The sequence below is a fragment of the Rhizobium beringeri genome, from assembly GCF_004306515.1.
GTDB classification, from domain to species: Bacteria; Pseudomonadota; Alphaproteobacteria; order Rhizobiales; family Rhizobiaceae; genus Rhizobium; species Rhizobium beringeri.
In genome coordinates, this window is the sequence record NZ_SILG01000006.1 from 68,897 (window position 1) to 85,693 (window position 16,797).

The window sequence follows — 16,797 nt, forward strand, 5'->3', positions numbered from 1 at the left end:
CTGACCTCCAGACAGACGGCCCGCTGTTCCGCGGGCCGTCGGTTCGCTCTACTCCGCAGTTTGCACCTGCAGGACGTTGCCCGGTTTGCCGTCTTCAACCGAGGCAACCACGAGGTAGCGCCGCTCGTCCTTGTGCTTGGCTTCCACAATCTGCCGGATCGGCCCGACAGCGTTGACGATCGCCGAGCCGGCTGGGTTGGTCATAAAGCTTGAGAGGCCCTGGAGCGGTCCGCTGCCATCTGCCTTTTCGGAAAGTGCCAAAACATACATCTTCTTCGGCTCCAGTCCAGTGACGGATGCCTGCAGAACTTGGGTCAGACCCTGATCGAACAGGGACACGCTCGTCGGCGCCTTGTTTTCCTTGTCGCCCTTCATTTCGAGCTTCAGGTGAGCGGCGACGCCCGCGGTCCCGAGTGGTTGCAGGTTCTGCAGGCCATCGCCCTCCGGTACCGCGTTCGGGACATAATTGACAGCCTGCGCTGCTTGGCCGATCGGTATCGTGGCGATAACCTTGTTCGTCAGCGTGTCGATCGCAGCCATGGCGTCGGCGTTTTCCAGGCCGACATAGACGCGGGTCCCATCACCCGACGGCCAGATTCCGTGCGGCAGATTGCCGACCGGGATCGTCGCGACCTGCTCGAAATTGTCGGTCCGGAAGACCTTGACCTCGTTTAATCCGCCGACTGTCACGTAAGCGAAGCTGCCATTCTTGTTCGTGACGAGGTTGACGTGGTTGGTGATTGGTCCGGTATCGATCGTTTTGATCAGGTCGAATGGCGCCTGAGCATTGAACACCTGGGCCTTGCCGATGTCCTTCAGCGTGAACCAGACTTGCTTGCCATCCGGCGAGGCAGCGATATTCGGGCAGAACGGGCTCGCCTGCTTCACGTGGCCGACGATCTGATGGTCGGCGACGGTGACCACGACCGTCTCGGGGTTGAACGACGAGCAGATATAGCCGTACTTTCCGTCCGGCGAGAAAATCTGCATGCCAGGACCCGCAGGCACCTTGATCTGGGTCTTCTCCTCGAACGTGTTGGCGTCGATGACGGAAATGTAATCTTCACCCCGGACGGTGATCCAGACTTCCTTGCCGTCCGGGGTATAGAAGGCTTCATGCGGCGAGCGACCCACATAGGTCGTGTGCTTCACCGTGTTGGTCGCAGTGTCGATGAAGGTGACGGAGTTCGAGCCGATGGAGACGGCCGCGATCGTCTTCTTGTCGGGCGAAAAGCCCATGCCATGGACCAGAACCTGCCCCTTGTAGAGCGGCGAGAGGTTGCCGGGTTGAGGATCGCCAAGCTTGATCACGCCAAGAAGCTGGTTGGTCGCCGGATCGGTGACCGAGACCGTATTCGAAAACTGCTCGGCGGCGTAGACGCGGTCCTTACTGCTCACCGGAATATCCGGGGCGGAATCTGCGAAGGGCGCTTGGCCGGCGAAGGCAGAAAAAGGCAATAGCATGCTGCCCGCCAGCAAGCTGGCGGCGAAAGATGTCCGAATGTTCATGGGTAACGACCTTTAGGTTACATCTTCATTCCTGGATCCATGCTCTGCATGGATTCGGCGGGGGTAGTCTCCGGTGCGAGCTGTGTAGGGGCGGCGTCGGATGGGGGGAGTGGATCACCGGTCGCAAGCTTCATTGCCGCAATCTCCTGCTGCTGATCCACGATGATCTCTTGCGCGATGCGCTTAAGCTGTTCGTTCTTGCCGTATTTCAGGACGGCGAGTGCCATATCGATCGCGCCCTGGTGATGAGGCGTCATCATCGCCACGAAATCACGATCGACATCGCCGGTCGGCTTGACCTCCATGTCCGCCATCATCTTGTCCATGGCCGTATTGTTCTCGGCGAGAAAGGCAGCCTCTGTAGCGTCGGCCACTAGGTTGGCCGGATGTATGTGCTGCACCGGGTCATGCGCGAATGCCGCACATGTTCCGGCTGTGGCCAGGATCGCGGCCGCAAGGACCGTCGACTTTCGGTGGGACCAGATGTTCATCGACTTCTTCCTTCTTGTTATATCCGGGGTAGACACCTGAGGGCGGTGTCTATTCCCGAAGAGAGCGTCTTTTTTTATGCCGTCGGGTCTTCGAGTCCGAAGGACGCGACAAGAGCGAAGGCGAGCAGACCGAGTGCGATCTCAAGGGCCGCAGCGACCATCAGGAAGTTTCTTGATGTCTCGGGATGATTTCGGTTGAGCGGCACGATCAAGTAACGGTTCGCGATTGCCAGGCATGTCATGGCCAGTGCGACAGCGATCTTCACGAGCAGCTTCCATTGGTAGGGAGAGTTCGGGTGGAGCGACAGACGCCCAACGATCAGCCATGTGTTCGTCGCGCCGCTGAGCAGGACGAGAGCGACCGCCGCATGACCGAGCGTGGAGAATCGTTGCATCGACATCACGGCTTCGCGGCGAAGTTCTGGTATCCGGGACATTGCCACAAGCAATAAGAATGGCGGCAGCGCTCCGACCCAGGCTGTTGCCGACAGAACATGGATGGCATCCACAGTCATACGAGCCGAGCCGGCAAGGTCAAAGGAGGCAGCGGCATGCCTCCTGGTCACCGTCTCGCAAATAGCCAAGCCGGCAAGAGCGACCGCAGTTCGCCAGTGCCCGGCGAAAACTGCGCCGAACAAAGCCACCGAGGTGATGGCCCCCGCGACGGTGGAAAAGCCGACCGCGGTGTGAAGGGCAACGGTCGTCAGCACATCAGCCTGAAAGACCGAGGTCCAATCCGATGCGATTTCAGCGGTCTGGACTGCTAGTGCGGCAATGGCTGCGGTAGCCGCAAGTGAACTGCTTGCCAAAAGGGGCACGCGCATCGTCGCCAGCAGCCGCGCTCGGGCACCTCCCGCGGTCACGAAGACCATGCCGCTGCCGCCCCAAAAAAAGGCCAGCGCCGCGTCAAGCAGGACGCGGTCAAGGACGAGGGCTTGATGCGTTGTCATGGCGCGACCGTGAATTTGGACGTGCCGGAAGTCTTGTGGCCGTCGGTGGACAGGACATTCCACCGGACCATGTATCGGCCGGGCACAAGCGATTTCGGGATCGAAGCCGACAGGATAGTGCTCCTGTCGCCGCCGACTTTTTCGCGGTCTACATTGACGGGTTCGCCAGATGCGGCTGCGAGGGTCACGTGACAGAAGGCTGGCTCAAGCCCCTCAGAGAACGTCAGCGAGACCGCTGGCGGAGACGCGCGTAGCGTTGCGCCCTCCGCAGGGTCGGAAATGGTTAGCCGCGCGTGTGCGAATACCGAAGTGGCGGCGCAAAGGAGGCAGGCAGTTGCGAATGTGACAAAGCGCAGGACCATGGTTTCGTTCCTTTTCGAGATTGGCGTTGATGACCCACGAGCACTTCCGTTTCGCATTACCCAGGAGCTGCTAAATCAGAAGGGAGAGGATGATAAAGAAGCAGGCATGAGCCGTCGCGCTCGCAATCCCCAGAGGGCCGGCTCTTCTTCCTGCAAATCCTTCACCGAACGCCGGCGAGACAATCCCCGCGTTGATCAGCCAGATCAGTGCTGCATAAATCAATCCTTTGATCAGCGGAGGCCCTGGAAAGTGGCGCTCGATGAAGCCACAGGCCAAAGCCATGCCCATCCAGACTGCGATCTCGAAACCGACCATAAAGACAGACGATTGTGGGGATGGAAGGTGAAAGCTGCTTCGGATCGCGGGCAGGCCCATGTCCGACAGATACGGTCCGACAGCGGATTTCACCAACCGCTGAAACTCGCCCCTGGCCGTTACGATGCCGAGCCTGTCGGCCATCCCAAGGATAGCGAAACTTGCGGCGAGCGCAGCAAATCCGGCTATGACGGAACGCAACAATGTCCGCATAATCATCTCTTCACCTTGACCTTACACCGGTTCGCTCAATCCAACTCGACATACCCAAATCCATGGTCCCATCAGCGACGCTGGATGAGGTGCACGAACGTCACACCAGGGTAGACAGTGACCAGAAGACTTTATTCCTGAGGATCGCTAGAATTCCTCGTGTGCCTATCGCCAGGGATGTTGGCAACGCCTGCGGGGAGGTAGCAGGCGTCGCATTCGTCGGCGATCAAGCTCTGATGCGCGGGTTGGATACCGCATGCCCGATAATGCGTCCGGGGCTAAGCGTTGAGCAGCAAAACGGCTAAGCAGGCAACATAATGCCTCCGGAGATTTTGACGACGACGGGCCCCGTGGGGCTTTTCGTGTTCGGCTCAGCGCCAGCCACCTTTATGCACCTTGAGCGGCTTCGCCGCCTGCCGGGACGTCAAGGTGGCCATGGTCTTCTTATCCCTACTTGCTTGCGCCCTTTGTCCCCGAGAACGACAGTTCGCCCCTGACAGTCACGCCGGAGTTTGTCGTGATGTTCAGCGCATACTCGCCGTTCGTCGGCCGCCGAGTTGCCGCGACGACGATGCCGGCGTGCTTGGCGAGTTCAAGTCCTTGGCCATCACGGAAGCGGATGAATTCGACGCGTTGAATCGCCACCAACCTGCGCGGCCACGGAGACCACAGGGCGAGCACAAAGTTCCTTGCCTACCATTGAATGTCTATTAATATACAATATATTATATCATATATTGTTAGGCACCACGGAGCCAGTCATGCCTGTAACCGAAATATCCGAGAAACTGTCGGTCTCGCCGCAGCCAAGTGCCGAGGATATCCAGTCGCTCCGCGACCAGGGATTCAAGACACTCATCAACAACCGACCGGACAACGAGGATACGTCCCAGCCGAACACGCGAGCCGAAAGCCAGCAAGCGAAGCACTGCGACCTGTCCTATGCGTTCATTCCCGTCACAGCCGACACGATCACCGAGGCGGACGTCCGTGCCTTCCAGCGAGCCGTCGATGAATCAGACGGACCCGTTCTTGCACATTGCGAGACCGGCAAGCGCGCGCTTAACCTCTATCTGATTGGAGAGGTTCTGGACGGCAGCATGCCTGTCGACAAGGTCGTCGAATTCGGACGCAGCCGCGGTTTCGACACCAGCGCCGCCGCAGCCTGGCTCAAGCAACATGCTGCCCGCAGGCCGCAGGTGAAGGGCTTCTTCGACAAGCGCACCTGGAGCGTCCAGTACGTGGTTTCCGATCCGGTGACCCGCAAGTGCGCTATCGTCGATCCGGTACTCGACTTCGACGAGAAGTCCGGAGCTACGGCGACCATCAACGCGGACGCGATCCTCGACTACGTCCGCGACAATGGGCTGACGGTCGAGTGGATCCTCGACACCCACCCCCATGCCGACCATTTCTCCGCCGCCCATTATCTGCAAGAGAAGACCGGCGCGCAAACGGCGATCGGCGAGCGCGTCGTGGACGTCCAGAAGCTATGGAAGGGCATCTACAACTGGCCTGAGCTTGCCACCGACGGCTCGCAATGGGACCGGCTGTTTGCCCATGGCGAGACCTTCGAGGTCGGCTCGATCGATGCCAAAGTGCTTTTCTCTCCGGGACACACGCTCGCCTCCATCACCTTTTTGATCGGAGACGCGGCCTTCGTGCACGACACGCTCTTCATGCCCGACAGCGGTACGGCGCGCGCCGATTTCCCCGGCGGTGACGCCCGCGTCCTGTGGAAGTCGATCCAGGACATCCTCGCGCTCCCGGATGAGACGCGGATCTTTACCGGCCACGACTACCAGCCGGACGGTCGGGCACCTCGCTGGGAAAGCACGGTGGCCGATCAGAAGAAGTTCAACCCGCATCTTGCTGGCGTGACGGAAGAAGAATTCGTGGTGCTCAGGACGAAGCGCGACAAGACGCTGCCGATGCCGAAGCTCATCCTGCATGCCCTGCAGGTGAACATCCGCGGCGGGCGCCTGCCGGAGCCGGAAGCCAACGGCAAGCGCTACCTCAAGTTTCCGCTCGATGCATTACAGGGAGCAGCATGGGAATGACCACCGATCTAAAGGCGATGAGGAGGGCGGGGCTTTCCCCCGCCGAGATGGCCAGCCGGGCCGGAGAGGTAGCGAACCTCCTGAAGACGCTGTCCCATCCAGCGCGCCTCATGATCGTCTGTACCCTGGTGGAAGGCGAGTATTCGGTCGGCGAGCTTGAAGAGAATCTCGACCTCCACCAGCCGCATCTGTCGCAGCACCTGACGGTACTGCGAGGCTCCGGGATCGTCGAAACCCGGCGGGAGGGGAAACAGATCTTCTACCGCCTGACGGAAGAGAAGGCCGCGCAACTGGTCGCCGCCCTCTATGACATTTTCTGCGTAAAGGATGACAAGTGAACGCGTATCTCCCCTCATTGGTCGGGGGCATGCTGATCGGCGTGTCGGCCGTCATGCTTCTGCTCCTCAACGGCCGGATTGCCGGGATCAGCGGGATCGTCGGGCGTCTTGCTCAAGGGATCGGTTTGACGACCAATCTCGCCTTTGCGCTCGGGCTGTTGCTCGGGCCGCTCGCCTATCTGCTCATGTTCGGCGGCTGGCCGGTCGTGCAGATCACCACCGGCTGGCCGCTGCTCATCGTGGCCGGACTGCTTGTCGGCTTCGGCTCGCGCATGGGATCGGGCTGCACCAGCGGCCACGGCGTGCTTGGGCTTGCCCGTCTGTCGCCGCGGTCGATGGTGGCGGTCGCCACGTTCCTGACGGCTGGCGCGGTCGCCGTCGCACTTCTGCGAGGTGTGGGGTTATGAACCAGAACATCTACCAATTCGTGGCGGCGCTCGCTTCGGGCGTTGTCTTCGGCTTAGGACTGTCCTTGTCCGGCATGCTGAACCCTGTCCGCGTCCAGGGCTTCCTCGACGTCTTCGGGGACTGGGATCCGAGCCTTGCCTTCGTTCTCGGCGGCGCCGTCGTCGTCGCCTTTATCGGCGTGCAGGTGATGAAGCGGATGCGGCATCCAGCCTTTGACGACAGCTTCCACGTGCCGACGGGCCGCCGGATCGATGCTGCGCTGGTAGTCGGTTCGGCCTTGTTCGGCCTGGGCTGGGGGATCGGTGGCTTCTGTCCCGGTCCGGCCGTCGCATCCCTATCGGTCGGCCTTCCCCAGACGTTCCTGTTCGTCATCGCCATGCTGGTCGGGATGACCTTGTATGACAGAGTATGGAGCAGACGGACGTGAACACCTCCATTTTGGCGGCACTTGGCTCCGGCGGAATCGTCGGCTTCATGCTCGGCCTGCTCGGCGGTGGCGGGTCCATCCTGGCGACGCCGCTACTGCTCTACGTGGTTGGCGTGACCCAGCCGCATATCGCCATCGGAACGGGTGCGCTTGCGGTCTCGGTGAATGCCTTCGCGAATTTCGCAAGCCACGCGATCAAGGGGCACGTCTGGTGGCGCTGCGCGGCCGTCTTCTCCGCGCTCGGCGTCGTCGGCGCCCTCGGCGGCTCCAGTCTCGGCAAGGCGATGGACGGAGATCGCCTGATATTCCTGTTTGGCGTCCTGATGGCGGTCGTCGGCGCTCTGATGCTGAAGCCTAGGAAGGCGGTGACGGTAGAGTGCCGTCCGGTCGACATCAGGATGTGCCTTGCCACCGCCGCCGTAGCACTCGCCGCCGGCGCTGCATCGGGTTTCTTCGGGATCGGCGGGGGCTTCCTGACCGTTCCAGGCCTCATGCTGGCGACGGGCATGCCGATGATCAACGCGATCGGCACTTCTCTCCTCTCCGTCGGTGCGTTCGGACTGGCGACGGCCTTGAACTATGCCAGTTCAGGCCTGGTGGACTGGTGGCTTGCCGCCGAATTCATCGGCGGCGGCATCGTCGGCGGCGTACTCGGCATGCTGCTCGCCACCCGGCTCAGCGCCTATAAGAACATCCTCAACCGCCTGTTCGCAGCGCTCATCTTCGTGGTCGCGGGCTACATCCTGTATCGGAACTGGGGGACGGTGGTGCCGGGCTAAGGCGCCAAGCGAAGGCCTCGACAGCAGGCGAGCCGCGACTTCCGGCCAGAAGTGACCCTTACGTATGAAGAGCGAGCGACCGTTGCAACACCAACACGTTGACCATCTTGTAGAGACCAGCGGCGGCGTCGCTGATGGAGATGGTCGTACCCATCGTGTCTGAAAGCGACATGCCGCCACTCCGGCACGGCGCGCGTGGAACGCGGCCGTGTCCTTCCCCCTCAATGCGCCATGAATATTGGCACGCTGCTTTGCTCGATCATGTTGCGTGTCACGCCTCCGAAGAGTGTCTGCTGCCAGCGAGGGTGATTGTATGCTCCCATGACGATCAGATCGGCGTTCACGTCCATCGCATGCTGCCTCAGGACCTCGTCGGCCGCGTTTCCGCCGCTGGCCACGCGATCCACCTGAACCTTGACTCCGTGACGGGACAGGAAGCTCGCGATGTCGGCGCCTGGTTCTTCTCCATTCACCCGCTCTCGCGAGACTGGATCGACCATCGTCACGTAGACGCATTCCGCCGTCTTCAACAGGTCGAGGGCCTGCCTTGCGGCACGCGACGCCTCGTCGCTCGAATCCCATGCCAGTACGATCGATTTGGAAGTGGAAGAGAGCGGCCGCCGTCCGCGGTTGATGATGACCGGCGTCGGCGTATGGAACAGAGCGCCATCCATGACCCGTTTCTGGAGTTCCTCGTCCTTGCACGCTTGGCGGCCGACGAGAACGACGTCGGCATAGAGCGCCCGTTCTGCAATGTCCTCCCGCGCAAAAGCATATTCCGTATAGACGTCCTGCACGTCGTAGGACAGACCGGTGTGCGAGAGATACGCCTTGATCTCTTCGGCTTTCTTGACGAGTTCCTCGATTTCGCGCTGGCGTTCTTCCAGCCAGACGGTCGACAGGGAGTTGTATTCTCCCATCATCGGCGACGCGCCCATGCAGATCACGACCGCGCTGAGATGCGCTCCGGAGGCTCCGCAAAACTCCACGGCGGCCTTCAGGTCTTCGTCGAAATATTTGGAAGTCAGGATGCTCATTACCGTGCGAATGGACATTTCGATCACCTCTCTTGTTGAATATCGAGAGGATAACGGCACTTGCGGCGACGTTCTTTGATCTTCGTCAAGCATGGGATGAACGATCGCGGCGTCGCCGGGAGACGAGCTTGTCGACCTCGGTCACGAGAACGAGGGAGCTAGCGATCAGCATGCTGAGGCCCCATTCAAGAGGCGTGATCGGCGACAGGCCGAGCGTTCCGCTAAGCCACGGCACGTACATCGCCGAGATGTGGATCGTCTGGGCGGCGAGCACGCTGAGGAGCAGGAACCGGTTCCGAAGGATATCGACGGAGAATATCGATCGTCTTTCGGAGGAGCATGCCAGGGTCTGGACGTTCTCGAACATCACGAAGATCAGAAGCGTTATGTTGCGGGCTTCGGGTACGCCATATCCATGCGCAATCATCCACTGGAATGCCAGGAACGCTGCTCCGCCGATCACGACCGTCGATTGGACGACGCGCCGGATCATCGTCCGGTCGAGGACAGGTTCGAGCGGAGAACGTGGCGGCCCCGCCAGTTCGTCTCCTTCCGGCCTGCCGCCGGCAAGCGCGACGTCCTGGATGCCGTTTGTCACGAGATTGAGCCATAAGAGCTGAACAGGGAGAAGCGGCATGGGCAGGCCGAACGGCAGCGCGAGCATGAAGAGCAGGACCTCGGCGGCGCCCGTTGCGACCGACATCAGCACCACCTTGCGGATGTTGCGATAGGCCGCCCGGCCTTCTGCGATCCCCGCGACGATGGATGCAAAGTTGTCGTCCGTGACGACGAGATCGGCGCTTTCCTTCGCCACCTCGGTTCCCCTGAGTCCCATCGCGACGCCGACATGCGCCTTCTTCAACGCCGGACCGTCGTTCACGCCGTCTCCGGTGACGGCGACGATATGGCCATTGCGGATCAGAGATGCGACGATCGCCGATTTCTGCGTTGGCTGCACGCGGGCGTAGATGCGGGCCTCTCTCGTGATCTCGTCCAGCCGTTGGTCGCCCGCTCGAGCGGCTTCATCGATGTCGTAGCCCGAAACGACCTGGCCCGCGTGAAAGCTCAGGCCGGCATCTCGGGCAATCGCGGCAGCAGTCCGCGGGTCGTCCCCGGTCACCATCACGACCTCCACGCCCGCCGCGTGGCAGTCTTTCATAGCCGTCGGCACTTCAGGCCGGACCGGGTCCTGCAGTCCGGCCAGCCCCAAGAACACGAGATCGACAAGGTGACCGTGTCCGAGGCTTCCGGCGAGGGACGCGCCGATTTCCCCTTCGGCGAACGCGAGCACCCTGAGGCCCCGAGCGGCCATTTCTTCCTTCTGCGCCAAAAGCGACGCACGGTCGATTTCGACTATGTTTCCCGCGGAGTCCATGCGATCAGACATTTCTATGAGCACCTCCGACGCCCCCTTGACGAAGACATGAATCCGATCACTGCCGTGGTGGAAGGACGCAGCGTATTTGTGCTCGGGCTCGTAGGCGATCCTTGCCGCCAGCGGGTATCGGTCGTTCAACTCTTCCTGTCCCAGCCCGGCCTTCCGTCCTGCTGCAAGAAGCGCCACGTCGACCGTGTCTCCGGCGGCGACCCAGAGATCGTCGCGGCGAGCCAGGGTTCCTTCGTTTGCGAGTAGTGCAGCGCGTAGCAGCCTGCGCGCCCTCTCGCGGACAAGGTCGCTGTCCAGGCCGCTCGCCCTGATCTCGCACTTGTCGAGATCTGCATGGGCGTCCAGGGCGATGTCCGCGCCGTCCGGCAGGCGAATTTCGGTCACCGTCTGCACGTTGCTGGTCAAGGTACCCGTCTTATCCGTGGCGATTATCGTGGTCGACCCCAGGGCCTCAACGGCCGGCATGCTTCGGACGATGACGTTGCGGGCGGCCATCCGCCGCATGCTGACGGCAAGGGCGACGGAGATCGCGATCGGGAGCCCTTCGGGAACAGCGCTCACCGCCAGACCTACGGACATCATGACAAGATCGTGCAGAGGGAGGCCCCGCATGAAGCCCGCGACGACCAGCACCAAAGCTGCCAATCCTACGAAAACCGCGAGCGCATTCGTGAACTTCGCCAGACGGGCAACAAGCGGGGGCTGCGACGAACTGGCTCTTCCCAACTCGGCGGCGATGCCGCCAAGCATGGTCGCGGTACCTGTAGCGGTCACGACGCCCTTGGCTCGCCCGCGCGTCACCAGGGAACCCGCGAGCAGCATGGAACTGGCGGTTTCATCCGACGATCCTTCGACGGTTCGCCCTTTGGGGACCGGCATCGACTCGCCGGTCAGAAGCGACTCGTCGCATCGGAGATCACTTGCATCGACAAGCATCAGATCGGCAGGGATTCGGTCGCCGGATTCCAGAAGAACGAGATCGCCCACGACCAGCCGCTTGGCCTCGATCCTGCAAGCCACGCCGTCCCGTATGACCCTGGCCGACGGCTGCTCAAGCTTGCGAAGGGCGGCGGCCGCTCGATCCGCAGAATACTCCTGGTAGGTGCCTATGGAGGCATTGATCAGAAGCACGACGAGAATGAACAGGCCGTCTTCGATCCTGCCGGTCGCAAACGAGAGCGCCGATGCCAGCAAGAGGATGTAGATGATCGGATTGCGAAATTGGATGAGAAAGACCCGCAGCGGCGATGGGGGCTCAGGCTCGGGCAGCGTGTTGGGTCCAAGCTCGGCGAGGCGTTCCTCGGCCTCGATGCTTGTCAGTCCGATCACCGCAGGCGTCGTGGGGGCGGGTGTCTGCGCCGTCAGATTCATCATGGGCTCCGGGCTTGTCGCGACGATTTCATTGAAGGCTCCCCCGACAGCCTATGTGCTCCCGCGCACGAGGCATTGACCGGGATCAAGGAGCTTCGATCGAACTGAGATATGCTGGAGCCGATTTATGGACGGCGGCTTTATGCGGCCACGCGCTGCGCTTGGATTGGTTCCCGACGATGCCGCGTGTGGACCCGCATTGATCAGGCAAGATTGGAAGGCACTAAAATGAATAAAAGCTCAGTACAGGCCGTGTTGCAGACGATGAAGGATGACCTTGTCCGTCGTCTCGGAGCGATCGATGCGGATCTCTGCGTCGCGCTCGAGAAGGACAGCGAGGAGCGTGCGACCCAGGTTGAGAACGACGAAGTTCTTCGCGAGATGCAAGCCGAGGGGCGCGATCAGATCGCGGCCATCGACGCGGCTATCGACCGGCTGAACGACGGCACATATGGGCGATGCGTCAAATGCCACCATCCGATCGGCAAGGAGCGGCTAACTGCGGTTCCCTATACGCCGTTCTGCATCGATTGCGCAAAATCGTTCCGCTGACTTCTGGATTGATGGGAGGGTGAGAGGTGGCTACAGCGGCGGCTTGGAGGGTGGGTAGGTGGACGTGGCCTGAGGGCGGCATGTCGCGACTGAGGGCGGCGGGCTCCCGGTCGGGCCTTCTGGTGCTGTCGTCGCTCCTTGCGCTTGCGGCCGCACTCGCCTTTTATCTCGCGGATCATGGCCTTGGATATCGGTTGATCCTGGTAGGCTGCACCAGCCTGATTCTGCTGTCTCTTTGTATTGAGATCGCCAAGAAGGTGCGAAATGGGGAATACGGTCTGGACCTGATCGCAGCCTTGGCCATGGGGTCCTCCTTATGGTTCGGCGAATATCTTGCTGGAGCGATCGTCGGTCTCATGTATTCCGGCGGTCAGTTTCTGGAGGCATACGCACATCGTCGCGCCGACGAGGGCATGTCGGCCTTGCTGGCGCAAGTTCCGCGGACGGCTCTGCGGCTTGCCGGAACCGGTTTCGAAGAAATTCCGACCGAGAGGGTCGCGGTCGGCGACGTGCTCCTGATACGCAAGGGTGACGTCGTACCGGCCGACGGGGCTCTCGTCGGCGAAGTCGCGACGATCGACCAGGCGGTGCTGACCGGAGAGCCTTTCCCAGTGCGCATCGCCAGGGGTGGCAACATTTCAAGTGGCGCTACGAACGAGGGGGACGCGATCGAAATCCGCGTTCTAAGCCGAGCCGAGGACAGCACCTATGCCGGAATAGTGAGGCTCGTGGAAGCATCGAGGCGCTCCAAGGCGAAGCTGATGCGCCTGGCCGACCGGTTCTCGGTGTGGTTCCTGTTCGCCACGGTAGCGATTGCAGGAGTCTCGGCATTCATGTCCGGAGACCTGTCAAGGATCGTGGCCGTGCTGGTCGTCGCCACGCCCTGTCCGTTGATCCTTGCGGTACCAGTCGCACTTGCGGCCGGCACTTCGAAAGCCGCAAAGGAGGGCGTTCTGGTGAAGGGTGCGGGACCTCTCGAGGCACTCGCCCAGGCCACCGTCGCGGTCTTCGACAAGACGGGGACGCTCACCGCGGGACAGCCGGAAGTCGGCCATATCGAGGGGCCGGTGCATCCAGACAGAATCCTGCGGTTCGCCGGCTCGCTGGACCAGGCGTCGGGGCATGTGGTTGGACGCGCGCTGGTGGACGAGGCGCATAGACGTGGCTTGGTACTGAGCCGTCCATCGGAGGTGACCGAGACCGCGGGATCCGGAATTTCCGGAATAGTCGATGGCGTGCGCGTCAGCGTCGGAGGAGACACGTATTTCGGAGAGGCGCCGCCGTCCGGGGCTGACGGCTCACGCAGTGCAATGCGTGTAAAGGTGCTGTTTGACGGCACGCCGGCTGGCACGATCACGCTCGAAGACCGGCTACGCGAAGACGCTGTCCAACTCGTCGCCCAGCTCAGGGCGTCGGGAATCTCTCGAGTGGTCCTGGCTTCTGGTGACGAGTTGGCTGTCGCGGCAGCCATAGCTCGCTCGCTGGGCTTGGACGACGTCGCGGCGAGGCTCGCTCCCGCAGACAAAGTCGCAGTCATCGAAAAGGAGCGCGTCCACGGGAAAGTGCTGATGGTCGGCGACGGCGTGAACGACGCGCCAGCGCTGGCGGCAGCCGATGTCGGAATCGCGGTCGGCGTCGAGAACCTTGCCGCGGCCGCGGAGGCTGCGGATATCGTGCTCGTCCGGGACGACCTCACCAAGATAGCGACGGCGATCGGCATCGCGCGTCGTTCCCGCAAGATCGCGCTTCAAAGCATCTATGCCGGCATAGGTCTCTCGCTCCTCGCGATGGGGTTCGCGGGAGCGGGATACCTTCCGCCGGTCGGCGGCGCATTGCTTCAGGAGGCCATCGACGTGGCGGTCATTCTCAACGCCCTTCGCGCCCTCTAATGGGCGAGAAGCACCGGCAGCTCTGCCTTGACGAGCAGTTCCCGAGTGACGCCGCCGAGGATGAACTCACGAAGCCGGGAATGGCCGAACCCTCCCGCGACGAGGAGGTCCGCCTTTCGTTCCAGCGCGGCCGATTGAATGGCGGCGGTCGCGGTCTCGCCGCCTGCCTGGATCGCAACGTCTTCCACGTCCAATCCTGCGTGCTTCAAAGAGGAGATCAGGAGGGCGCGGTTCGCCTCGTCGATCTCCTTGTCGTCGGTGATCGAGATGACCTGCACCTTGATCGCGCGTTCGATGAAGACCCGTGCGCAGGAAAGGGCGCGCGCTGCAGTGGCGCTGCCGTCCCAGGCGACGGCGATCGTGTCCACACGAGAGTAGACGCTGGTGGCTGGAAATAGCACGAGCGGACGGCCGCTTCCGAATAGCAGCGTTTCGGAGAGTTGTCGGGAGAGCTCCGAGGCTTCGACGATGGAAAGGTCGTAGCACTTGGCAATTTCAGAAAAGCGTTCATAGACGAACGGTTCCCTGACCTCGAATCCGTGGATTCGCACCTCGAAGCCAGTTTCCGAAGTAGTGTCGGCGACGTGTTCCCGCAGCGAAGTCCCGCTGTCCCGGCTATACCGCTCTGCTTGTTCCCGCCATGTGTCGACATCGATAAAAGTGGGAAAGGGCTGATGGACCTGGGGGATCCGCATTTGCGGGATGCTTGCGACGAGATCGGCGTCGTTCTGCCGAGCGAGGCCGATAGCATTGTCGATTATGGCGAAGGAACTCGCGTCGGGATAGGTCGACAACGGAAGATGGAACTGCGGCTTCATGCTGGCCTCCTGAGGTTAAACAGCCGTATGATGCATGCCGCAGAGAGAGTTCGCATTGCGCTTTGTCAAGGCCGCGGCGCAACGATGCTCTTATGATCGCGCCTTCATTAAAGCTGGAGGACACGGCCATGACGATCAATCTGACGGAGATCAACCCCGGTGAGTGTTACCGGATCCTTGAGAACGAGCGCTTCGGTCATCTCGCATGCTGCAAGGATGGCCAGCCCTACGTGGCGGCAATCTACTTCGCCTTCTCCAGCGGCGTCGCCTATAGCTTCACCATGCCCGGCAAGAAGCTCGACTGGATGCGGGGAAACGACAGGGTCTGCCTTCACGTCGAGCAGCGTCCTGCCGCCGGCGGTTGGAAAAGCGTCGTCGTCGACGGTCGGTTCGAGGAGTTTCCGGACAGCGACGCGCGACGAAGCGAAAGGCTCCATGCGTGGTCGCTTCTCCAAAAGTATTCGGACTGGTGGGAGATCGGCTCCATGAAGCCCCACGAGGTCCCAATGCTCGATGGTTCTCCTCACGTCTTCTACGGCATTGCCGTCACGGCCGTGTCGGGACGGAGCGCAGTCAGAACGGAGTGAACGCCGGAGCTCGAGCCGAGACCACATCCCACAAAAGGAGCATCACATGCCATATCCCCCAGCCTGCATCGCAGCGCCACGCTGAACGCCAACCTCGCGCCCATTGTTCGCACGGGGTTCCTGTTTCAAGACGAGATCTGCGCCGCGTCGGTGAGGGTCACCACGGATTTGACGGCGTCCGCCGCGCGACGGGGGCTCCGATACTTCGATTTCCTGGCTCGACTTGTCTGTAGTATTGACAACAGTGATGCTGTCGAGGTCCTTTCGGACTACGTTGAGAGCGAGCTAGAGGAGTATCCCAGGGAGGTGGCGCGGCTGTGCGAGGCCGGGTCACGAACGTTGTCGCATGCCGCCGAACTGTATCGAGACGCCGCCGCCGGTCAGGCCAGGGAGGCTGAAGCGAAGACGGTTGTTTGAAGCGCGCGGCTCACCGGGTCGTTCGCAAGACGAGTACGGAGCATGGTGCGCGCTGCACGACATGGTCCACGACTGAGCCGAAGACCCGGTCGAGCACGTCGTCCCGGTGAGAGGCGATCAAGACGAGATCGGCGGCGATCTCCTTCGCGATGGCGACGATGACCTGAGACGGGTTGCCCGCGCGGACGTGTATCGAAGCAGGAGTGCCCGTCGACCGCAAAGCTTCCGAAAGTCTGGTCTCGGCGGCGGCCATCACCTCGACCGCCCAATCGTCCGGGGAGGCCGACGAGGGCAGGCCCTCCACCGCGTGAACGAGGTGGAGGCTTCCGTTGGGCGCGAGCTGCGCGCGGGCCGTTTCGACGAGCTGGAGCATGCGTTGCCGGGATCCTCGGCCGATGGCGCAGACGACTGTGGCGAACATGTCAGTATATGTCCTTTCCAGACAGGCTGACGAACTCGGTGGTCAGTCCATCGCCATGCGCTTCCTTGAGAAGCCGATCGGCGCTCATGATGTCGAGACACATGGTGCCAGTGAAGGATTGCCGGAGCGCGCAGCAGAAATGGTCTCTCGCCCACGCCTGGCCTCGCGGCGTGGCCGCCGTCACCTCCCAGCGATCCTCGTCCCGACGTTCGAGAACAAGGTCTGCGGACGTTCGCTCGACTGGAGGAATAGCCGTGGCTATGTCGGTTGCTGCCTTGAGGGTCTTTTCTTGTTCGCGCATGTCCGTCTCCTTTGGATGAGGTCGTGGCGCTGTGTCCAGAAGCCTATCTGCTCCAAGGCGTTCCGTCTTTGACGAGCATCAATCCGGATGTTTGACCGGGATCAAGCCAAGGTCGGGAAGGTGGTGATACAATTAGAACGTGGCACATGCCGGTGGAGGGAAGC

General features: G+C 61.7%; 19 protein-coding genes. 8 read left to right on the forward strand and 11 right to left on the reverse strand.

Annotated features, from left to right (window positions below; genetic code table 11):
- Positions 1-48: 48 nt before the first annotated feature.
- From ELH03_RS34555 to ELH03_RS34580, 6 genes are all read right to left on the reverse strand, one after another.
- Positions 49-1,509 (reverse strand): YncE family protein, encoded by a 1,461-nt coding sequence (locus tag ELH03_RS34555; RefSeq protein WP_130767467.1) that lies wholly within the window; start codon positions 1,507-1,509, stop codon positions 49-51.
- 17 nt (positions 1,510-1,526) lie between these two features.
- Positions 1,527-2,000, reverse strand: a complete 474-nt coding sequence (locus ELH03_RS34560; protein ID WP_245504924.1) for a DUF305 domain-containing protein — start codon at positions 1,998-2,000, stop codon at positions 1,527-1,529.
- A gap of 74 nt (positions 2,001-2,074) precedes the next feature.
- The gene (locus ELH03_RS34565; protein WP_130767469.1) at positions 2,075-2,950 is read right to left on the reverse strand and encodes a CopD family protein; all 876 of its coding nucleotides are present in this window, start codon (positions 2,948-2,950) and stop codon (positions 2,075-2,077) included.
- Complete coding sequence (locus ELH03_RS38720; protein WP_130767470.1) at positions 2,947-3,369, reverse strand: copper resistance CopC family protein; 423 nt, start codon at positions 3,367-3,369, stop codon at positions 2,947-2,949. The genes ELH03_RS34565 and ELH03_RS38720 overlap by 4 nt, the downstream gene beginning before the upstream one ends.
- 13 nt (positions 3,370-3,382) lie before the next feature.
- Positions 3,383-3,841, reverse strand: coding sequence for a hypothetical protein (locus tag ELH03_RS34575; RefSeq protein ID WP_130767471.1), 459 nt, complete (start codon positions 3,839-3,841; stop codon positions 3,383-3,385).
- A 450-nt stretch (positions 3,842-4,291) separates the two neighbouring features.
- Positions 4,292-4,486 carry a hypothetical protein gene (locus ELH03_RS34580; protein ID WP_130767472.1) on the reverse strand — a complete coding sequence of 65 codons (195 nt, stop codon included), beginning with the start codon at positions 4,484-4,486 and terminating at the stop codon, positions 4,292-4,294.
- 116 nt (positions 4,487-4,602) lie between these two features.
- On the opposite strand from ELH03_RS34580, the gene blh reads away from it, so the two are divergent.
- From blh to ELH03_RS34605, 5 genes are read left to right on the forward strand one after another with little or no spacing between them, the layout of a single operon-like run.
- Positions 4,603-5,901 (forward strand): bifunctional sulfur transferase/dioxygenase Blh, encoded by a 1,299-nt coding sequence (gene blh / locus ELH03_RS34585; RefSeq protein ID WP_130767473.1) that lies wholly within the window; start codon positions 4,603-4,605, stop codon positions 5,899-5,901.
- Positions 5,892-6,239 (forward strand): sulfite-sensing transcriptional repressor BigR, encoded by a 348-nt coding sequence (bigR, locus tag ELH03_RS34590; RefSeq protein WP_130767474.1) that lies wholly within the window; start codon positions 5,892-5,894, stop codon positions 6,237-6,239. The genes blh and bigR overlap by 10 nt, the downstream gene beginning before the upstream one ends.
- On the forward strand, positions 6,236-6,646 hold the full coding sequence (locus tag ELH03_RS34595; protein ID WP_130767475.1) for a YeeE/YedE family protein: 411 nt from the start codon (positions 6,236-6,238) through the stop codon (positions 6,644-6,646). The genes bigR and ELH03_RS34595 overlap by 4 nt, the downstream gene beginning before the upstream one ends.
- On the forward strand, positions 6,643-7,074 hold the full coding sequence (locus ELH03_RS34600) for a YeeE/YedE family protein (protein ID WP_130767476.1): 432 nt from the start codon (positions 6,643-6,645) through the stop codon (positions 7,072-7,074). Before ELH03_RS34595 ends, ELH03_RS34600 begins: the two co-directional genes overlap by 4 nt.
- Complete coding sequence (locus tag ELH03_RS34605; protein WP_130767477.1) at positions 7,056-7,853, forward strand: sulfite exporter TauE/SafE family protein; 798 nt, start codon at positions 7,056-7,058, stop codon at positions 7,851-7,853. The genes ELH03_RS34600 and ELH03_RS34605 overlap by 19 nt, the downstream gene beginning before the upstream one ends.
- A 221-nt stretch (positions 7,854-8,074) precedes the next feature.
- Here the strand turns inward: ELH03_RS34605 and ELH03_RS34610 are convergent, their stop codons facing one another.
- Together ELH03_RS34610 and ELH03_RS34615 are read right to left on the reverse strand one after the other, a co-directional pair.
- Positions 8,075-8,908 (reverse strand): universal stress protein, encoded by an 834-nt coding sequence (locus ELH03_RS34610; RefSeq protein ID WP_130767478.1) that lies wholly within the window; start codon positions 8,906-8,908, stop codon positions 8,075-8,077.
- Positions 8,909-8,975: 67 nt separating this feature from the next.
- Positions 8,976-11,651 (reverse strand): cation-translocating P-type ATPase, encoded by a 2,676-nt coding sequence (locus ELH03_RS34615; protein ID WP_130807001.1) that lies wholly within the window; start codon positions 11,649-11,651, stop codon positions 8,976-8,978.
- 225 nt (positions 11,652-11,876) lie between these two features.
- Between ELH03_RS34615 and ELH03_RS34620 the strand changes: the two genes are divergently transcribed.
- Both ELH03_RS34620 and ELH03_RS34625 read left to right on the forward strand, forming a co-directional pair.
- A complete protein-coding gene (locus ELH03_RS34620; RefSeq protein ID WP_130716809.1) occupies positions 11,877-12,200 on the forward strand; it encodes a TraR/DksA family transcriptional regulator in 324 nt (107 codons plus the stop codon).
- 26 nt (positions 12,201-12,226) lie between these two features.
- Positions 12,227-14,089 (forward strand): heavy metal translocating P-type ATPase, encoded by a 1,863-nt coding sequence (locus ELH03_RS34625; RefSeq protein WP_130767480.1) that lies wholly within the window; start codon positions 12,227-12,229, stop codon positions 14,087-14,089.
- Here ELH03_RS34625 and ELH03_RS34630 read toward each other — a convergent pair.
- Positions 14,086-14,907 carry a universal stress protein gene (locus ELH03_RS34630; protein ID WP_130767481.1) on the reverse strand — a complete coding sequence of 274 codons (822 nt, stop codon included), beginning with the start codon at positions 14,905-14,907 and terminating at the stop codon, positions 14,086-14,088. The genes ELH03_RS34625 and ELH03_RS34630 overlap by 4 nt on opposite strands.
- A gap of 128 nt (positions 14,908-15,035) precedes the next feature.
- On the opposite strand from ELH03_RS34630, the gene ELH03_RS34635 reads away from it, so the two are divergent.
- Positions 15,036-15,494 carry a pyridoxamine 5'-phosphate oxidase family protein gene (locus ELH03_RS34635; protein WP_197730031.1) on the forward strand — a complete coding sequence of 153 codons (459 nt, stop codon included), beginning with the start codon at positions 15,036-15,038 and terminating at the stop codon, positions 15,492-15,494.
- Between the two features lie 427 nt (positions 15,495-15,921).
- On the opposite strand, the gene ELH03_RS34645 is transcribed toward ELH03_RS34635, so the two are convergent.
- Positions 15,922-16,332: a universal stress protein gene (locus ELH03_RS34645; protein ID WP_029873000.1), complete on the reverse strand. Its 411-nt coding sequence runs from the start codon at positions 16,330-16,332 to the stop codon at positions 15,922-15,924.
- A gap of 1 nt (position 16,333) precedes the next feature.
- Positions 16,334-16,633, reverse strand: a complete 300-nt coding sequence (locus ELH03_RS34650; RefSeq protein ID WP_130767483.1) for a hypothetical protein — start codon at positions 16,631-16,633, stop codon at positions 16,334-16,336.
- Positions 16,634-16,797: the final 164 nt, after the last annotated feature.